Here is a 19209-nt window from a genome sequence, read left to right as displayed (position 1 = left end):
TTGTCTTGAAGAACTGCCGCTCAGTTGCCGGGATAAGCCGTGCCGGTGCCCAGGAAACGCTTCGTCGTCTCGCGAGCGGCTTCCTCAGACTGCGCCTTGCGCGCCGCATCCTCGGCTTCGGCCCGGAACTGGGTCGCAAGCAGCGTCTCGATCTGCATCTGCTGCTTGGTCGAAAGCGCGATCAGCTGATTGGTAGCCTGGCTTGCCTCGAGGGCACCTGCCGCGCCCTGACTGCGATTGACGAGATCGGTAAGCAGGTCGCCATCGGCCTGCACGTTCTCGACGATCTGCGACTGCGCGCTCATGGTCTGGCGGAACGCCTGCATGGCGCTCTGCCAGCGCTCGCGCGCGGCGCTCGCCACATCGCTGACCTTGATGGTGGCGTCGTAGCTTTCCGGATATTGCTGGCGCCACTGGTCCTGCAGCTTGTCGAGATCGAAGCTCAGGCCGCTCGCCTGGGTCATCAGACCGTCAATCCGTTGGAGCGAGCCGGTAAGCTGGCCCACGGAAGAGAAATCCAGGCGCTGAAGGTTGCGCGCCATGTTCTGCAGCATGGTCGCCTGGTTCTGAAGCGACTGGATTTGGTTGTTGATCTGCTCCAATGCGCGTGCTGCCGACAGCACATTCTGCGTATAGTTGGACGGGTCAAACACGATCAGCGCATAGGCCGGCTGGACGTAGTCAGCCATCGGTTTGGCAATCAGGGAAACGGTGACCAGGCTAGTAAAAAGGCGGCGTCCGATCATGACGATTGCTCCTTGTTAGGTTGAGGAAATTGCTGGAGAAGCTCGGCAGCCCAATCCAGGCCGCGCGCACTGAAGAAACGGGCGGCAAAGCTGCCCTGCCCTTCTTCGGAAAGAATATTGTCGATCAGGGTCTGCGCGGCCGGGTCGGAGGCGCCGCAAAGCGCAAGAGCGATCGGGCCTAGCCCGAGCTCGAAGAGGCGATTGCCGCGGCGCGACTGCAGATAGTAGTGGCGCTTCGGCGTGGCGCGGGCGACCAATTCGATCTGTCGCTCATTAAGACCGAAGCGCTCATAGGCTGCCCGTGCCTGCGGCTCCACCGCACGATCATTGGGGAGAAAAATGCGCTGCGGGCAGCTCTCGATGATTGCGGGTGCGATAGAAGAGCCGGCGATGTCGGCAAGCGACTGCGTCGCGAAGATGACGGAGACATTTTTCTTACGCAGCACCTTAAGCCATTCGCGGATGCGGGCGGCAAAGAGCGGGTTGTCGAGATAGACCCAGGCCTCATCGAGCATGAGCAGCGTCGGCCGCCCGTCAAACCGGTCCTCAAGACGATGGAACAGATAGGTGAGCACAGGCAGCACAGCGCCTTGGCTGTGCATCAGCTCCTGGGTCTCGAAACACTGCACATCCGAGATGGCCAGCCGGTCGTCATCGGCATCGAGCAGGCGGCCGAATGGTCCGTCGAGCGTGTAGGGCATCAATGCCGATTTGAGCGCATTGGACTGAAGCAGGACCGACAGGCCAGTCAGCGTGCGTTCCTGCGCCGGCGCGGTGGCGAGGCTGGTGAGCGCCGACCAGATTGCCTCCTTCACCTCCGGGGTGACTGTGACATTCTCGTGGGCAATGAGGCCGGCGATCCATTCGGCCGCCCAGCTCTGTGTGGCCGGGTCGTCGATGTGGCGCAGCGGCTGGAAACCAAGCGCACCATTCGCACCCAACGCATGGTGGTCGCCGCCCATGGCAAGCGCGGCGGCGCGGGCCGAATTGCCTTTGTCGAAGACATAGATTTGCGCGCCAGCGTAGCGCCGGAACTGCAAAGCGATCAGGGCAAGCAGAACCGACTTGCCGGCACCGGTCGGCCCGACAATCAGCATGTGGCCGACATCGCCGATATGGGTCGAAAGCCGAAACGGCGTCGAGCCGCTGGTTTCGGCGAAAAGAAGCGGCGGAGCGTAATCGCCGGTGACCTCGGCAAGGTGCTCGTTCTCCGCTGGACCTGCCCACACGGACGACAGCGGCACGAGATGGGCAAGGTTAAGCGTGTGAACGAGCGGCTGGCGAACGTTGGCGTAGACATGACCCGGCAATGAACCAAGCCACGCTTCGACGGCATTGATGCTTTCGCGAATGGTGGTGAAGCCGAGCCCGTTGACGATCCGCTCGACGGCGCGAAGCTTTTCCGCGGCGGCTTTACGGTTCTGATCCCACACCGTCACCGTTGTGGTGAGATAGCCGAAGCCGACATGATCGCCGCCCAATGCCTGCAGTGCTGCATCGGCATCGAGCGCCTTGTTGTCGGCGTCGCTGTCGACGAGAGGCACCGGTTCGTTGGTCACCACCTCGCGCAGAATAGCCGCGATCGATTTGCGCTTGGCAAACCACTGCCGGCGGAGCCGAGTCAGCGTCTTCGTGGCTTCCGCCTTGTCGAGTGGAATGAAGCGCGTCACCCAGCGATAGGCGAAATCCTGGTTATTGAGCGCATCAAGGATTCCTGGCCGGGTGACGTTCGGAAAGCCGAGAACTGTGAGCGTGCGCAGATGCTGCTCGCCCAGCATCGGCTCTAGGCCGCCGGTCAGCGGCGCGTCAACCAGGACGCCGTCGAGATACATTGGTGTTTCCGGCACGGCAACCGGATGACGGCGTGTCGAGATCGTGCCGTGCAGGTACGTCAGGCTCTCGGCATCGTCGAGCGCGCGCACCTCGGGCACGAAGCCCGAAAGAAGACCGAGAACGCGGTCAGTCTCGTCTCGGAACCGGGCAAGCTCCTGGCGCCAGTCTCTTTCCCCTCCCAAGTCATGCGAGTCGACGAGAGCACTTTCCGCGCGCGCTTGGCCATCGGGCCCAGGCATGAAGACCAAGGTCAGATGATAGATGCTCTCGAAATGCGCGACCTTGCCCTCGAAGGCCGCGCGCCGTTCCTCATCGATCAGCCATGAGGCAGCATCGGGAAGGGCCGAGCTCGCATAGCCCAGCGCTTCGATGCGCTCGGCCTCGAAGAATAATGCCCAGCCAGAGCCGAGCCTTCTCAGCGCATTGTTTGCCCGCGCGCATATGCCGATGAGTTCGGCCTCCGTCGCGCTTTCAAGGTCGGGGCCACGAAACCGCAATGTCCGTTGGAAGCTGCCATCCTTGTTGAGCACGATGCCGGGCGCGACGAGTGCTGCCCAGGGCAGATGGTCGGCAAGCCGGTCGGCTTTGCCGCGGTATTCGGAAAGCTTCAGCATGCAAGCCAGCCCTTTTGACGAAGATGACGGACAAGCACGCTGGCAAAATCCGGATCACGCCGTGCGGCAAAGACCGCGAGCGTGTGGCCGGCGATCCAGAGGATCAGACCCGCAATCCACTGCTGCAGGCCTAGGCCGATGGCCGCGGCCACCGTGCCATTGAGGATCGCCACCGCCCGCGGCGCGCCGCCGAGCAGGATCGGCTCGGTGAGCGCCCGATGGACCAGAACCTCGAAGCCTTCGATATGCTGCTCTCCGGTGCTCATCAGACGACTGCCCCGCCGCCAAAGGAGAAGAAGGAAAGAAAGAAGCTCGAGGCCGCGAAGGCGATCGACAGGCCGAAGACGATCTGGATCAGCCGGCGGAAACCGCCCGCCGTGTCGCCGAAGGCAAGGGTCAGACCGGTGGTGATGATGATGATCACCGCGAGGATCTTGGCGACCGGCCCCTGCACCGATTCCAGAATCTGCTGCAGCGGCTGTTCCCACGGCATGCCGGAGCCGGCAGCGTGGGCCTGGGCCGTGAGAAGAAGCGCGACGGCGGCGAACGAAAGAAAGCGAAGCTTCTTGCGCATGAGGTGACCTTTCAGAGCTGCTGGAGTTGCGGAAGTGTGAGCGGGGTGACGGCGTAATCGCCGCTGCCGTCGAGACCCGTGACCTCGGCGATCGCGTCAACGCGGCGCGCGGGTCCTCTTCCGGCAATAAAGATGACCAAGTCGACGGCATCGGCGATCAGCCGGCGGGGAACGGTGACAACGGCTTCCTGGGCGAGCTGCTCAATACGATAGAGTGCGGAGCGTGCCGAATTGGCGTGAACCGTGGCAATGCCGCCGGGATGTCCGGTGTTCCATGCCTTCAGCATATCGAGCGCTTCCGCGCCTCTGACTTCGCCGACGATGATGCGGTCGGGCCTCAGCCGTAAGGTCGAGCGTACGAGATCGGCGAGTGTGATGGAGCCCCGCCTCGTCCTCATGGCAACGCAGTCCTTGGCCGCGCATTGCAGCTCGCGGGTGTCCTCAATCAGGATCACCCGCTCATCGCATTCGGCGACTTCTGCCAGTAGAGCATTGGTAAGTGTCGTTTTGCCCGACGATGTGCCGCCGGCGACCAGGATGTTGCGCCGCTCGCGCACTGCCTTCCTCAGGGCATAAGCCTGCAGCGGGAGCATGACGCGATCGGCGACGTAGTTGGCCAGCGTGTAGAGTTTTGCCGCCGGTTTGCGGATGGCGAAGCATGGCGCCAGCACGACCGGCGGTAGCAGACCCTCGAAGCGCTCGCCTGATGGCAATTCGGCACTGACAATCGGACTATCTGCATGCGCCTCGGCGCGTACATGGGAGGCGACGAGCCGGATGATGCGTTCCGCCTCGGCAGGATGCATATGCACGCCCGTATCGACCCGGCCTTCTCCCAACCGGTCGAGCCTCAGCGCGCCGTCGGGGTTGACCATCACCTCGATGACGGTCGGATCGGCAAGGGCCTCGGTGATCGCGGCGCCCATGGCTGTGCGCAGCATGGCTCGGCGGCGGTGGTCCGCTGCGGGATGAGAGTTCATCCTTCGCCTCCGTTGCCATTGCCGTAACCAAGCGAGCGCTTCCCGGAGGCTATCTGGCGACCGACCTGCTCGACGAATTTGTCGAAGCGCTCTTGGGCGATCGCCTGTGTCGCCCGATCCGGAATTGGCGTGTGCGCATGAAGCGTGATTGAAAAGCGGATTAAGAGCGCCAGGCTCTCCAGAGTTATTTCGGCGTCGCGCCTGACATGGTCGAGATCGCGGGAAAGACGGTCCAGCCGCTTGCCGTAGCGCTGGTCGAGCTCGTTTTCACCACGCCGTTCGATGAAGGCCTCGACCGCTTTCGCGACGATTGCCGATTTCGTGGTCGACGGGTTGCGGCTGAGGGTTTCCAGCTTCTCGCTCAATTCGGGTTCGAGCAGAAACTGGTGGCGAATGCGACGGGGCTTCATACGTCTCGTTCCGACTGGCCGGCGCTGATGCGCCGGTGCGAACGAACATCGCCGAGATCCGCAAAATCGCTTATGGGCGTTATCTACGCCGAGATACGCCTCAGTTGCGGAAAGCGTTCAGAAGCCGGGGATGATGTCCTTGTCGTCGCCCCTTCCCTCGTTGAGGCCGTAGGCGCTCGCCGCGGTAGAAACCCGGTCCATGACGCGCTTGTCTGCGAGTGCCTCGGCGTCATCGTCCGACAGATTGAAGAGGTCATCCTGATCAGGCTCCCGAGAGACGACGACGTGGTCTTCAGGCAGGCCGGGATGACGCTGCTGTTGCACGCCGCTCCCTTCTTCGATTGCCGCGCCGGCGTGTTCGTCATCGGCAGCGAGACGGCGGTCAACACTGCGGACTTGTCCGCTCCAATCGTCGGGGCGCGACGCAGGACAGTCCGCGTACAGACCGTCGCGCAACACCGGCGCCGGCAGCACCCGTTCGGTGAAATTCGGATCCTGGTAATAGCGCAACTTCTGGGCGCGGATCGGCGGCAACCCGGAAACAAGGATTAATTCGTCAGCTTGCGGCAACTGCATCACTTCGCCAGGCGTCAGCAGCGGGCGAGCGGTCTCCTGGCGACTGACCATGACGTGCGAAAGCCAGGGCGCCAGCCGGTGGCCGGCGTAGTTGCGCATGGACCTGAGTTCCGTCGCCGTACCGAGCGCATCCGATATGCGTTTGGCCGTGCGCTCGTCGTTGGAGGAAAAGGCAATGCGCACATGGCAATTGTCGAGAATGGCGTTGTTCTCGCCATAGGCTTTGGAGATCTGGTTCAAGGATTGCGCGATCAGATAGGCGCGGATGCCGTAACCCGCCATGAAGGCGAGCGCGGTCTCGAAGAAGTCGAGGCGACCAAGAGCCGGAAATTCGTCCAGCATCATGAGCAGTTGGTACTTGCGGCTTTTCTTCGGGTCACCTTCCAGCCGCTCCGTCAGTCGCCTGCCGATCTGATTGAGCACCAGTCGCACCAGTGGCTTGGTGCGCGAAATATCCGATGGCGGCACCACTAGATAGAGCGACATCGGTCGTTCCGCATCCATGAGGTCGGCAATGCGCCAGTCGCAGGCCGATGTTGCCGAGGCAACCGTCGGATCACGATAGAGCCCGAGAAACGACATTGCGGTCGAGAGAACGCCAGAACGCTCGTTCTCTGACTTGTTCAGCACCTCGCGAGCCGCCGAGGCCACGACGGGATGGACCCGAGGTGTGTCCGCCGTGCCGAGGTGGTTGGTGGTCATCATCCGCAGCAGTGTCGCGGCAAACGAGCGTTGCGGATCCGACAGGAAAGTGGCGACGCGCGCGAGCGTCTTTTCTTCTTCCGCGTAGAGCACGTGCAAGATGGCCCCGACCAAGAGTGAATGACTAGTCTTCTCCCAATGATTCCGCCGCTCCAGCGCGCCTTCCGGATCGACGAGAATGTCCGCGATGTTCTGAACGTCGCGGACCTCATCTGAACCCCTGCGCACTTCCAGCAGCGGGTTATAGCGCGCCGATCTCGAGTCGGTCGGATTGAACAGGAGGCAGAAAGAGAACTTCGACCGCCAGCCGGAAGTCAGCTGCCAGTTCTCGCCTTTGATGTCGTGAATGACGGCCGAGCCGGTCCAGGAAAGAAGCGTTGGAACGACCAATCCCACGCCCTTGCCCGAACGTGTCGGCGCAAAGGCCATGACATGTTCCGGCCCGTCATGTCGCAGATAGTGATCCTTCAGTTTGCCAAGGAAAACGCCGGCCGGCTCAAACAGGCCTGCCTTCTCGATTTCCCGAGCCGCGGCCCATCGTGAGGAACCGTAGGTGGTGACCAACCCCCTCTGCCGCGCGCGCCAGAGGGAGCCAGCTATTGCGGCCGCACACCCCAAGAATCCGCTGGCTCCGGCAAGCATGCCGGCCTTGTCGAAGACCTCAGGCGCATAGGCGTCGAAGTGAAACCACCATTCGAACAGTTTCCACGGCTTGTAGATCGGCCGGGCCGCCGCGGCAAACCATGGCGCGCCAAGCTGCGGCTGATAGTCCAGCATGTGGGCGCACCATTGCGTTGCCGCCCATACGCCAACGATGACGATGGCGAACACAACTACGATCTGGCCGACAAGGAGCTTCGTCGGTGTCATGGGCGCAGCCTCCGAGGTATTGTTAAACGGAAGCAGCATGGCGTGGCGTTTCAGAAAATCGAAGATACCCAATATACGCGCCCGTGCGATGCAGTGAACGTTGCAGGCTTGGAAGATTGGGCGCCAAGAAGTGTCATCGCGAAGGCGACGAGCGAACGACTTGTTTTGGGCCGTTACCGGCCTAGCGGGCTTCGGCTAGGATTTGCGATAAGCTGCCGTTCTGGAGCGACCTCATTGCGTTACTCGCCGTCAAATTCGAGAACCAAGATAGTGGCCGCCCGTCGACGTCACGCTTGGCGAACTTCTGTCGACACAACTCCTTCAGTCGCGTCTCTCGAACGCGCGCTGATCAGCCGCTGCCCCAGCGCAGATTCCCGGGCTGAGCAACGTTTTTTCGCAAGGCAACCTCGTTTGGACTTGAGCTTCGACGCCTTGGACTGCCTTCTGGCCTACAGCGGAAGGGCCAACCCAAGGTCGGAGTATATCGGCCCGAGTTCCTCATCGGTAAATAAACCCGGCGAGGTGGCGATGCTCGGAAAATTGCCCACCACGAAATAGAGCAACAAGATCGAGGGCAAGGCGAACAGGGTCTGGTCCTGTCGCCGGCCCTTGATGCGCTCCATGATGAAATCCTTGGTGTTCAGCCATAGGAGGATGTCTTCAATTGAGCTCTCGCCGGCCAGTGGGAGGTACGCTTCGATCAACTCACCGTCGAGAGTGGTGACAGTCGCGTCCATGCCCACCTTGTCTCCGTAGTACACGGACAAGGCGTCGATCAGTGCCTTGACGCTCTTGACCGATGCGTCGATGAGGTTGCCGACTTGGCGGAAGTAGTCGTCAGTCGCTTCGATTAACGCCATCGCCTTTGCCGCAGCCCGCATCATCTCAGGGGTCGATTTGACGCTTGGTTTGTAGATTGTGTCGTGGGTGACTTCGCTGAAGGCATGCTGCAGCAGCGTGCGGACCTGGATCTCGCACGGAATGTCCAGCGGCATAGGGACGCCCTCGAAGACGACCCCCGCTTTTGCCCGAACCACGTAGTGGACCGACTGGTACCCGAACTCCCAAGGCTTGCGAGCTCGCTCCTCAGCGAAGTCCCGGGCCTTTTCCCAGAACCAGTATCTGTCGCCGGATTCGGTGATCGCCTTCTCGACGATGGGTATTTCGTCGGAAGTGAGCACGACGAAGCGGATGCCCACCTTGTCCTCGATGTCGTCATACGGACTTGCATAGCCCTTGCCGCGATAGAGAGCCTTCTGGATAAGCGACTTGCTCTCCTTCAGCCTATGCTTAACCGGAAGGCGCAAGAACAGGTCCGGCGCTTTCACCTGGGTCGAGAGCCCATCGATGACCGCGTGGATGATGAACCTGCCCCAGGCATCGTAGTATTGCTGCTCCGCCTCCCAGCGCCGCAGGATCTCGAACTCGGTCGTCATAGCTGTTCGGTGACTGGCCTGCGGACCGTGATCCTGGTCCAGCTTGCAGCCTCGCCTTGGGAAACATCGCCTGCCGGCACATCCTCGAATGTCACGGTGCCATTCCGTATCGCGTCCGGGGACGCAGAGAACTCGATGTCTGGACCGAACTTGTACTTCCGGCGCCGCAACCTTCCACCCATCTCGCTGATGTCCCGAACCACGGCTCTATTGGTCGGGAATTTCTTGGCTTCGAGGAACTTGTTAAACGGGTCGCGCAATTCGGGTGGCAGATACGTGTCGCCGAACTGTTGCGAGGTGAACGTGGGTGCCTGATCTACCTTGACGAAGGCGAACAGCGCGTCTCCCAGGTCCCTTCGGAGATCTCGGTCATTTACCAAGGTGCGAACGAATTCCTTCGTGAGGTCGAAGAACTTCGCGGTTTCGTATTTCCCGCTCTCAGGAAAGGCGCAGCCAAGAAAGCCGTCGTAGAAATATACGGCCGCGTTCTCTCGGCGGGCGGCGGTGATATTGCTGTCAAATACGAAGCATCGCCAATTTGTGCTCGCCGCGACAGCGGCATCTTCAGAGATGAACAGAGCAAGCTTGTAAAGTCTCGTGGCTGGCGTCAGGAAGATGTTCTCGAGGAATTCGGTCACAATTTTTGCCGCAGCCAGTCGGCGTTGAAAGCCGGACTGCATCTCCGCTTTAATCACCCCTAAGAAGGGCTTTCCGTCGCCACCGACTTTCCCATCGAAGACTAGAAGCATTCCACCGGGAATCCCTCGTGATTTCTGTGCGTCAGCGAGGGCATCGGCCATGTGATTGGAGACGCTGGGGAAGTCGGTGTCGGTTGCGAGAACAAGACGTCGAGCAGTCCCAACCACGCTCGCGCCATCGGTCTTCACTATCTGCATCTCTATGCTCTTGGACTGTGCGGAGAGCGCGTCAGTGATACGCATCCCAAAATGGCTGAGAGCCTTGGCATCCAGTACTTCGAGATCCTTGCCGTAGGATGGCGGCACTACATTGGGCCCGTCTTTCCTCTGGAATACCTCATGCATAACGACTCGGCCGATAGAAAGATTCTCTACAAGCAAAACTCGATCCCCTTCGAAGATATTGAAGAATATTATTCTGAGCGGGTTAAGGAAGGATATCAGATCAAAGCATGAACACAAGGGTCGCCGACGTAGGAGGGGTACGAAGGGCGGCCGCTACACGGCCGCCATTCGTTCAAGGGATCATAAAATGGGACAGGAAAAGCGAGTCTTCTTGATTAAGTAAACGCTAATGTATTTCGTCGATGCGGCAACGTTGCCGGCTGCTTTCGCAGAAGCCAGGGCGAGATTGTTCCGAAGAAAACAACGCGGGGAAATTGGTTCTCCTACGACGGCGATGCTTGTATGGTTTGTCTGTGGGAGGAACCATGAGCTACTGGAAAACAAAGCTGGCAGCCGCCAGCAACATCCGTCTTTACGCGCGCGGCGAAGGCTGGCGCTCGCATGACGACGTGAAGAGCGACAAGGGGGAAGTTGTAGATCGCGGCAGCAGCCGCGCTATCGAGGATCTGCTTACCTCTGCCCTGAACGCATCGAACCTTGTTCTGCTCACCGGTGCCGGATCGTCTTTTTGCGCGAGGAATGCAGCCCAGGGCGCAAAGCAAGCCCCAAGCATGCTCAATCTGTGGGACGGGGTCGTCACAGCGGCAACGCAGGAGACGGTCAACAAGATCGCCGCTCTTATGCCGAATGCCAAGGCGGTGGTTGCAGCGAAGAATATTGAGAAATTTCTATCCCACTGCAAAATTTATCTCGAACTCTTCGGCGTGGAAAAAGCGAAAGACGTTGCCGAATTTATCGGGCTTGCAGAAAAGACGATCGCCCTGAGCGTCGATTTCGTTGACGAGGCCACCGACCTGAGCGCCCATCAAGCGATCATCCGAAAAATCGCCCGGCGGGGCGTGCGCAAGCCGCGCACCCGCATATTCACGACCAACTATGATCTAGCCTTCGAGTACGCCGCTCGCGCGCTCCGTTTTACGATGATCGACGGCTTCTCCCACTCTTTGCCACAGGTCTATGATCGTGGTCATTTCGTCCACGACATCGTCAGGCGAGATGCCGGCAGGGATAGCCCGGATTACATCGAAAATGTTTTCCACCTTCACAAATTGCACGGCTCCATAGATTGGCGGCGCAAAGGTGCGGAGCTTGTCCGCTCCAGAAGCGATGACGACGGCCCGGCGGCGTTGATCTACCCACGCGACAGCAAATACCAGGAGGCGTTCGAAACGCCTTTTCTTGATATGATGGGAGCCTTGCAAAGCGCTTTGCGAGAGCCCGATACGGCCGTCATCATCTCCGGTTTCGGGTTCAATGACGATCATATAACCAAGCCCATACTTGCCGCTGTGGAGGCAAATATGAGCCTGCGCGTCATCGTCTGCGACCTTGCATACATCGCCGACGGCGAGCTCGAGACCAAAGCGCATATCCTACCGGCCGATACACTCGCACGTCCCGGTGCGAGCGCGTCTTTTGGAACTTTCAAGCGCCTCGTCGACATAGGTGATCAAAGGCTCTCACTTCTGAACGGCCGCTTTGACGATCTCGCGCAAGCCCTCCCCGATCTCGTTGCTCAGACCGAGCGAGAGCGGCATATGGAGCGCCTCAAGATCCTGAATAACCCGGCCGGGTCGTGATCATGCAAAGCCTTGTCGATCCCGATGGCTATGTCGGAACCATTACCGTTGTGGGTGCCTCGATTGCACAGGCCAATCTTCCGCAGGCGACGGCCCGCCCGGAACGACGCGCGCTCGCGCGAGGCGCTGTCGGTGACTTCGTTTTCATCGACTGCGAGAGCATCAAGCTTCTGGGGCGCATCATCGAAGTCAAGCTCCCGGACAATGAGCGGCTGAGCGTGGAACCCGCGATGGGAAGCCCGCCGGAACCTCATCCCGTCGGTCGAATTCAACTGCTCGCATCTGTCGATCAGAAAAACCAGAAGCTTGTTCGCGGCTTACGAGCGCATCCTCGCATTGGCGATGCCGTTTATCTCGCGCAACCAAAATTGTTCGGTGACCTCGCCGCTAACTCGCTTTCGGGAAGCGATCAGTTGTCGATCGATCTTGGCTTGCTAAGCGCCGGCGGCGGCATCCATCTGAAATTGCCGCCCGAAAAACTGTTCGGACGGCATTGCGGCGTCTTCGGGGCCACGGGCGGCGGCAAGAGCTGGACAATTGCCGCCATCCTCGATCAGATCAAGGCAGCCGGCGGAAAGTGCATTCTCTTTGATCCGACGGGAGAATTCGCAAGCTTGCCGTCCGTCACGAAGCACTATGCTTTCAACGATGAAGAAGGCACCCAGCCGGTTCATTTTCCCTACACGCAGACGACGGAAGAGGATTTGTTTGCCCTCTTCCGTCCGTCTGGACAATCGCAAGGCCCCAAACTCAGGGAGGCTATGCGAAGCCTGAAGCTTTTGCGGGTGTGCGGGGGAATCGCGCCGGAAGGCGTAGTTTTCAGCACGCGGGGGACGGTTGAAAAGACCAATCGACCCCGCGCTCCATTTTTCAATGCGCTCGACGCGCACCGGGACGCGATAAATTCGCCGTTCTGCGACTTCCGGATAACAAGTCTCGCCGAACAGGTTACGGCGGAATGCGTCTGGTCAACGGGGAACAATACCGACAACTGGGGTGGTCCGGACAGTTCGGTTGCGCATTGCGAGACGCTTGTGGCCCGCATCAGAACGCTGATCACCACGCATCAGTTATCCTGCCTCTTCGGCACGGCAGGCCAATCGCTGGTGAAAGTTCTTACCGACTTTTTTGAGAACGATGCGGATGACATTATCCGCATCTCCTTCCGCTCCGTACATTTCGAGCACAACACCCGAGAAATCCTTCTCAACGTCATCGGCCGGTATCTTCTCGGCGAAGCGAGAAAGGGATCGTTCCGAACGCGGCCCGTCATCGTGGCGCTCGATGAAGCGCATCAGTTCCTCGGGCGGACCGTAGGAGATGAGTACGCAAGCGTGCGGCTGGAATCTTTTGGCATTATCGCCAAGGAAGGCCGTAAATACGGGCTGACATCGATCATGGCGACACAGCGCCCGAGGGACATTCCGCACGATGTCTTAAGTCAGCTCGGAACGCTGATCGTGCATCGCCTGACCAACGATGAGGATCGGCAGGCTGTCGAACGGTCCTGCGGCGATCTAGACAAGAACGCCGCCATGTTTATCCCGACGCTCGCTCCTGGCGAGGCCATCATTGTAGGACCTGACCTGCCTGCCCCTATGCCGATCCAGATTCACGAGCCCCGCATTCCACCAGATTCGAGGGGACCCGACTACAACAAGTTCTGGAAAGAGCGCAAAGCGAAACCTGCCGACCCCGCGAGCGAGGATGAGCTTTTGGTATGAACGGTCACGGGAAGCTTGTGGCGCGCTATCAGCGGACGTTAAAGAGGGTCGTCGATCTTCGCACCATGCAGACAATCTCCTCCGATGAGCTGATAGCCGCCGACCCCGACCGCTATCATGAGATACGCAGGACCGCGACGCGCGCGCGCAACGAGAAGACAAATGTCTTCGTTTGCGAGAATTGCGGCTATGCGGTCTATGCTCCGCGGGAGCCGCGAACACGCCTGCCCTATTGGCGTCATAGGAAAGGGGCGCCGAGAGATTGTCCTTGGTGGACGGGCGATCCTTCATCCCTTGACGAGGTGAATGCGAGCCAGTTCCAAGGTGCGCAGGAAAGCCCGCTTCACCTGAAGATCAAGAACACGATCGCAGAGCTGATGAAGGCCGATCCGCTTACGGAAGTGGGTTCGGTGGTGATCGACGAATATCTCGTCACGGGAGACGGGCGCCGTCGCCCCGACGTTCGCGCCATATACGCCGGTAAGCCTATCGCTGTCGAAGTGCAACTGGCGACGACGCAGATGCCGATTATCGACGCGCGGGAGAACTTTTACGAGCGCGAAGGCCGGCACCTGATTTGGCTGACATGGAACTTCCTGCCGGTGGAACGATCCCGGATGCTCACGGCCTTCGAGGATATATTCTACTCCCACAACAAGAACCTCTTTTCGTTCGACGAGGAAGTTCTAGCCGCCTCAATGGCGGACGGAGGGGCACGCGTGCGTGCCTTTTGGGAAGGCGGAGCCGGGTGGGAGTCGAAGGTGATTCGACTTACGGAATTAACCTGGCCCGCAACGGGACTGCCGTTCGCCGTTGCGCCGCGTCCGCCCTGGCACGAAGATTTCCGGTCACGATGGCTGGCTGCCACATCAGAGAACGGCACGCGTTATCCGGATCGTATCCACTTGCTCGATGAGCTGGCCGGAAAATTAAATCTCGAGGGCGTCAATGGCACCGCATTGAGCGAGGCAGATTTCGAATCCTTCCTCAATTGCGTGCTCTCCTTCGTCCTCAAACTGCCCATCGGTTCGAGACAGCACAATCTGGTGGAGGTGATCAACACATTTCTGGCGGGCTCGCGCCGGCACGGCTTTGCCAGAGTTATGCGAAAAGTGGTCGTCTCCACGGGCGAGGGAGAATTGCTGGAGCGAACGAGTGTGAGGGAGAAGTTTGCCAAAGCCGAGCAGGAGCTTCAGGATGGACCAGAGACGGTCACTGGCCGTATCGCCTTGATGCTATTTCCGGAGCTTTTCCCGAAAAGCGCCATCGCCCCGAAGAAATAGCAAGCTGCGCAGATGGTGACGGGAGGGCCGCAATCTCCTGGCGCAGTGGTTCAGCGACGAGACGCTGATCATGGGAGTGTCAGAGAGTTCGAAGTCTCGATGATGCCGATCGAACGGCCATCTCATTCGTCTGAGATTCGGTGACGACCCTTGTCACAGTTCGACTGGCGTTGCCCCGAACGCCTGCTTTCGGGCCCTTTAACAATTGACGCCATGCCGAGTATGTAACGCAAGGCAGCCCTGGCTCATTCGGCGGCAACGGTTCCAAGCTTCGGTAAATGACTTGACGTTTTTTGTGGCTGAAGGCAATTTGGTGACGGCCTCCCGCACAGGCCAGTGTGCCCACCATGCAAAGCCTAGCAGTGCGCTGTCGCTGAGATCAAACCAACCATTCCCTCCCGGGACGGGTCTGTCAGCAGTGGGCACATGTTGGATCCGTTACCACGATAGGAATGGATCATGAGCAATTGCGATCAACTGAAACAACTGAAGACCGCTGCGCGAAACATTGCCCGCGCTGGGCGAATAAAACACATAGGCGCGTTGGAACTGATTGCGGACGCATTGGGCTACCCACATTGGAACGCCCTGACAAATGCAGAAAGGAAGGGATGGCGCCCGTCTGAGGCGGATCTGGCTATCGCTCGAGCGCTGGTGCTTGCCGAAAATCCCCTGATTTCCATAGATACTGATCCTTGGAGCGTGCTTGGCCCTGATAAGTTCGAGGGCGAACTGCAAGGGCACAGCTATCGGGTGAGCACGCAGTCGGACGATGTCCGCATGTGGGGACGAGGTTGGGAGGTGACCTTACCCGAGGCTCCCTTAGCTCCTGCTCGTTTTCGAGTAACAGATCGGAGGCTCAAAGCGAACCCGATTGACGACACAAACTTCCGAAAGGCCGCGCTCGAAATAGCTTCGGGTTGGCGCAGGCTGGTTCACGCGCGAATCGCCTCAGACTGGCCGCGTCGATCAACCGTACCAGACGGCGCCGGACGTGCCGAGCACCCCGTAGGTCATGGGGTAAGCGACATCTGGTTTTGCTTGCATTGCGACCAGTCGTCTACCGGGGTTGAGGTTGCCGCGAACCTTTTTCACTGCCCGCGCTGCTTGGCATCGCCCCTTGACATTCACGCATCTCCTTGGTGGCAAGCTGATGTGACAAAGTAAACGCCGAGGCTACAAACTATCCTACTATTCACAGGTCATGCTGTGCCATGACATGGCGCAGCAAGACTGTCGTGGCATAGAGCGCGCACCATGCGGCGCCCTGCAAAAAAGTTCACAGATGGAAGTTTGGCCTTATCGGTAACCGATCAGGATTCGGTTAACGCGACAATCTTCCCATAGGCAACCGTTCGGCTCCGCGGCGGTAGCCGCTGCAGTGGTCCGCACTGACATGCTTCGCCCTTTATCAATCGAGGCAGCTCGTGCGGGTGCTCGATGACTGGGATTCTCCGGTAGCGCCCAACCACCTCTCTTAGGCAGGCAGGGCCAGCGTTGATCTGATCTCAGGTGCTGGCTTTCCCATGGCCCCCAACCTGGACATCGGCCTGCACGTCTTCGCCAGTTCTCCTCGCAGCGGGCACCTTAACTCACGGACGGTAGGGAAAGGACCGAAAAGGCCGTAAGTACTCACTCCATGCTAGACATTGCTGCTCTTAGTGCGAGCGGAATGTTGCTTTCCGATGACAGACCAAGCTACGCTCTCTCTATTCGGCGGATTCGTCGACATTTCGGGGGAGGGGTGATTGGTTGAACTTCGTATGGCCGGCAAAAATTTGCCGGCAGTCTTGAGGGATGTCGTCGACTACAGAAAATCAGGTTTGAGCCTGAATCACGTTGTAGGATGCCCTCTCGACTGCGGCTATTGCGTGCGCCATCTATTCGACAATTATGACATGAAAAAACCCCACTTGGTTATGTCGGACGACAATGCCGTCGAAACCTTGGTGACCCACTGGGCCTTTCGGGCCAACACCACGCCGCTTCAGATATTCAACAGAGCGACCGACCCCTTTCTGCCCGGCGTCAAAGACCACCTCTTCGCCTGCCTCGAGGCGTTGGATGCCAAGGGGCTGTCGAACCCAATGCTAGTAATCACGCGTTGGCATATCGGATAGGACGATGTCGCTCGACTTGAACGTCTATCCAATCTGCGCGTTACTGTGCTGATCACTTGGTCCGGTATTGATGACCAGCGCATAGAACCCGTTGACAGCGCAATCGCAGAGCAATCATTGTCCACTCTCGCCAGCCATAAAAGACGGACTAAGTCGGTCCTCTATTGGAGACCGTTGATAGCGGGACTCAACGATACCGATCGGCATCTGCGCCGCGCAAATGAGCTAGCCGAAATGGCAGATGCCACCGCCTTCACCGGCCTTTTCTATAGGGCACAGATAAAGGCCCACTTTGAGGCCGCAGGCGTGCCCGAAATGTATGACACCATTGCACGCCGCAAGATCTTACCGCGAGAACTGGAGCTGAAAAATAATCGCCGCGTTCGGGACGCGGCCCTTGTTCCGAAAGACCTCGTGTGCAGTCGCGTTCGCCCATGGTATCGCGGACTATAATGGCCATTTCGGGATTCGCGAAGTTTGCGATATTTGTCCGGCCCGACAATTGGCGATATGCGCACGGCATCACGCGAGGCCAGATCCCGAAACTGTCACAGCCCTTGCGGCCTCTGTCGGTTTGGACACTTCCGATATTCGCATCAGCGAACGGAACATCGAAGTTCTCGGTAGCCAGGAGCAGCAGCGGTACTTTATGCAGCATGCACTGAATTATCAGGTCCATGATCGAGCGCAGCCGCATCACCATGGCAGACACGGCAGAGCGGAAGTCGGATGGGAATAGAGCACGAGACTTTTTTCGTGATGGATGTCGAAGGGAGCGGAGCCACTCCACCTGAAATCGTTGAGCTTGCCATCACGCCAATCAGCGAGCTCAAAATCGGTGCGCGGCGGTGGGAATGGCGCGTGCAACCGAATGGACCAATAGCACCCGCTGCAACGCGGATCCACGGCATTACGCAAGACGACGTTGCTGAGGCGCCTTCGATTGACGATATCGCCGGCGAGATAATGACTTGGACGGATGGACAGAGAATCATTGGCCACAACGTTCGCGTGGAGCTCGAAACCATTTCCAGATCGATTCCCGACTGGAAGCCTTCAATGGCAATCGACACGCTTCGGTTGGCGAAGGCCACTCGTCCAGGGATGACATCCTATGGGCTCGAGAATCTCAGTCAGGCTCTGAACATTTCGGAAGAAGCGGAGCGACTTACCGGAGGACGCCATCACTCGGCAGCCTTCGATACCGTGGCCACCGCGCTTCTGTTCATCGAACTTGTCTCAAGCATTCCTGCCAACTCAAGAATGACGGCTTTAATGGAGGCCGATATTCTCAACAAACGCCAAGGGGTGCTGTTGTGAAAAAGCCTCCCTTCATGATCGGAATCGCTGGGACACATTCAACCGGCAAATCTACTTTTGTCTCCAGAGTAGCCGAAACACTCGAAGGTCGCGGCTTGAGCGTAGGCCAGATCGGTGATCTCGCTACCAAGGCACGCGATGCAGGCCTTCCTATCCTTAGCGATCACACATATGAAAGCACGTTGTGGATCATCGCCGAAGGGATGCGGCAGGAGGCCGAGGCGTTGCTTTGGAGCGACGTCGTACTGGTCGATCGTCCGGTGCCGGACGCCTTGGGCTACCTCACGGCGGCTCTGGAGGTTTCATCCCGCAGGATCAGTCGGGAACGACTTTCAGAATTGCAGACAATTGTCGCTGCCCATGCCAGACGGTACGATCTGCTAATCATCACCGAGTTGGACCATGCCATTCCACTTGGTCCAGAGCGCGACACAAACGCGATCTTTCGATTAGCCGCAGGCCAGCATGTAACGGCTGTGATCGATCAGGTCCGGCCCCAAGCCATTCGCATGACATCAAAAAATGTCGACGAGGTGGTGGCTGGTGCCGTCGAAAAGGCTGTTGGCAATTTCAGCAAAGGAGGTTGTTGATGTCCTTGTTGAAGGTTCGAACAACCATAGTCACGATTATCAAGTCCGCCGCCAAAGGCGGTGATATCAGCACAAAAACTTTGATCGAAGCGCTGCGAAAAGATTATGCTGCGATCATTTCAACCGCACAGTCAGAACTCGAAACCATCGCGTTGACCAAGATTGTAAACGAAGTTGCCCGCCGGCGTGTCCGGGAGCCAGGTCAGAGCGAGCTTTTCGGTGGCTACTCCGGCATCTGGCAGACCATTGTCGTCAAAAGCCGCGGACCAGACGGCAAACTGCGATATGAACCTAAGGCAATAAATGTTGCTTCGCCCGAAGAGGTTGAAGCCTGGCTGCAAGAACACACACAAACGCGCCGCAGTCAGCCAGAGAAATTTTCTGGTATGCGCCGTATGCTAGAGGATGCAAGGAAGGTTGGTGGAGCCAAGGGCGCCACTATCGGCAGCCTCCTGGCTGAGAAGCGCCGCCGAGAGCTGGCCGCGGAGTAGCTCACAGCCTTAAGATTCATGAGCCTCGGAGTAGCGCCAAGGCATTAGCGGTTCTAGGACATCCAGCTGAGCTGTTTGCCTTTCAACATCGCCCGCGCACACGACGAGGCGTTCGGGATCGACACGCCGCGCATCCGGACTGCCGCTCGCGACCGGCAGGTCTAGAGCAGTTCAGATTTTGACTGAATCTGCGGGATTCCCGTGAGAGTGGTTTTGTGATTCAAGATGCTGGCTGGATCGGAGGCCAGCATCAGATG

General features: G+C 58.9%; 16 protein-coding genes. 7 read left to right on the top strand and 9 right to left on the bottom strand.

Features of this window, described 5'->3' with window-relative positions:
* Positions 1-20: 20 nt before the first annotated feature.
* The 9 genes from trbJ to NKI06_RS26570 form a co-directional block, all read right to left on the bottom strand.
* Complete coding sequence (gene trbJ, locus NKI06_RS26610) at positions 21-746, bottom strand: P-type conjugative transfer protein TrbJ (RefSeq protein ID WP_352667934.1); 726 nt, start codon at positions 744-746, stop codon at positions 21-23.
* On the bottom strand, positions 743-3193 hold the full coding sequence (gene trbE, locus NKI06_RS26605) for a conjugal transfer protein TrbE (RefSeq protein ID WP_352667936.1): 2451 nt from the start codon (positions 3191-3193) through the stop codon (positions 743-745). The genes trbJ and trbE overlap by 4 nt, the downstream gene beginning before the upstream one ends.
* A complete protein-coding gene (locus NKI06_RS26600) occupies positions 3187-3459 on the bottom strand; it encodes a VirB3 family type IV secretion system protein (RefSeq protein ID WP_023689361.1) in 273 nt (90 codons plus the stop codon). Before NKI06_RS26600 ends, trbE begins: the two co-directional genes overlap by 7 nt.
* On the bottom strand, positions 3459-3767 hold the full coding sequence (locus tag NKI06_RS26595; RefSeq protein WP_023669260.1) for a TrbC/VirB2 family type IV secretion system protein: 309 nt from the start codon (positions 3765-3767) through the stop codon (positions 3459-3461). Before NKI06_RS26595 ends, NKI06_RS26600 begins: the two co-directional genes overlap by 1 nt.
* Positions 3768-3778: 11 nt before the next feature.
* On the bottom strand, positions 3779-4747 hold the full coding sequence (trbB, locus tag NKI06_RS26590) for a P-type conjugative transfer ATPase TrbB (protein ID WP_352987622.1): 969 nt from the start codon (positions 4745-4747) through the stop codon (positions 3779-3781).
* Positions 4744-5157 (bottom strand): CopG family transcriptional regulator, encoded by a 414-nt coding sequence (locus NKI06_RS26585; protein WP_023669258.1) that lies wholly within the window; start codon positions 5155-5157, stop codon positions 4744-4746. The genes trbB and NKI06_RS26585 overlap by 4 nt, the downstream gene beginning before the upstream one ends.
* Before the next feature lie 117 nt (positions 5158-5274).
* Entirely contained in the window at positions 5275-7305 is a 2031-nt protein-coding gene (locus NKI06_RS26580) for a conjugal transfer protein TraG (RefSeq protein ID WP_023669257.1), read from the bottom strand.
* A 449-nt stretch (positions 7306-7754) separates the two neighbouring features.
* Positions 7755-8741 (bottom strand): GTP pyrophosphokinase, encoded by a 987-nt coding sequence (locus NKI06_RS26575; protein WP_352667941.1) that lies wholly within the window; start codon positions 8739-8741, stop codon positions 7755-7757.
* Complete coding sequence (locus NKI06_RS26570) at positions 8738-9784, bottom strand: nucleoid-associated protein (RefSeq protein WP_352987621.1); 1047 nt, start codon at positions 9782-9784, stop codon at positions 8738-8740. Before NKI06_RS26570 ends, NKI06_RS26575 begins: the two co-directional genes overlap by 4 nt.
* 365 nt (positions 9785-10149) lie before the next feature.
* On the opposite strand from NKI06_RS26570, the gene NKI06_RS26565 reads away from it, so the two are divergent.
* The 7 genes from NKI06_RS26565 (at position 10150) to NKI06_RS26535 (ending at position 18952) form a co-directional block, all read left to right on the top strand.
* Positions 10150-11424, top strand: a complete 1275-nt coding sequence (locus NKI06_RS26565; protein WP_352654496.1) for an SIR2 family protein — start codon at positions 10150-10152, stop codon at positions 11422-11424.
* 2 nt (positions 11425-11426) lie between these two features.
* Positions 11427-13148, top strand: a complete 1722-nt coding sequence (locus NKI06_RS26560; protein ID WP_352667945.1) for an ATP-binding protein — start codon at positions 11427-11429, stop codon at positions 13146-13148.
* Positions 13145-14431 (top strand): DUF6035 family protein, encoded by a 1287-nt coding sequence (locus NKI06_RS26555; RefSeq protein ID WP_352987618.1) that lies wholly within the window; start codon positions 13145-13147, stop codon positions 14429-14431. The genes NKI06_RS26560 and NKI06_RS26555 overlap by 4 nt, the downstream gene beginning before the upstream one ends.
* Before the next feature lie 1748 nt (positions 14432-16179).
* Positions 16180-16551 (top strand): hypothetical protein, encoded by a 372-nt coding sequence (locus tag NKI06_RS26550; RefSeq protein WP_352987617.1) that lies wholly within the window; start codon positions 16180-16182, stop codon positions 16549-16551.
* Between the two features lie 729 nt (positions 16552-17280).
* Positions 17281-17871 (top strand): 3'-5' exonuclease, encoded by a 591-nt coding sequence (locus tag NKI06_RS26545; protein WP_352987616.1) that lies wholly within the window; start codon positions 17281-17283, stop codon positions 17869-17871.
* Positions 17868-18461, top strand: a complete 594-nt coding sequence (locus tag NKI06_RS26540; RefSeq protein WP_352987615.1) for an AAA family ATPase — start codon at positions 17868-17870, stop codon at positions 18459-18461. Before NKI06_RS26545 ends, NKI06_RS26540 begins: the two co-directional genes overlap by 4 nt.
* A complete protein-coding gene (locus NKI06_RS26535; RefSeq protein WP_352667955.1) occupies positions 18461-18952 on the top strand; it encodes a hypothetical protein in 492 nt (163 codons plus the stop codon). Before NKI06_RS26540 ends, NKI06_RS26535 begins: the two co-directional genes overlap by 1 nt.
* Positions 18953-19209 lie beyond the last annotated feature (257 nt).

Source organism: Mesorhizobium sp. M0772, from assembly GCF_040320135.1.
In the GTDB taxonomy this organism is placed as follows: domain Bacteria; phylum Pseudomonadota; class Alphaproteobacteria; order Rhizobiales; family Rhizobiaceae; genus Mesorhizobium.
This window is presented reverse-complemented; position numbering and strand designations above follow the sequence as displayed.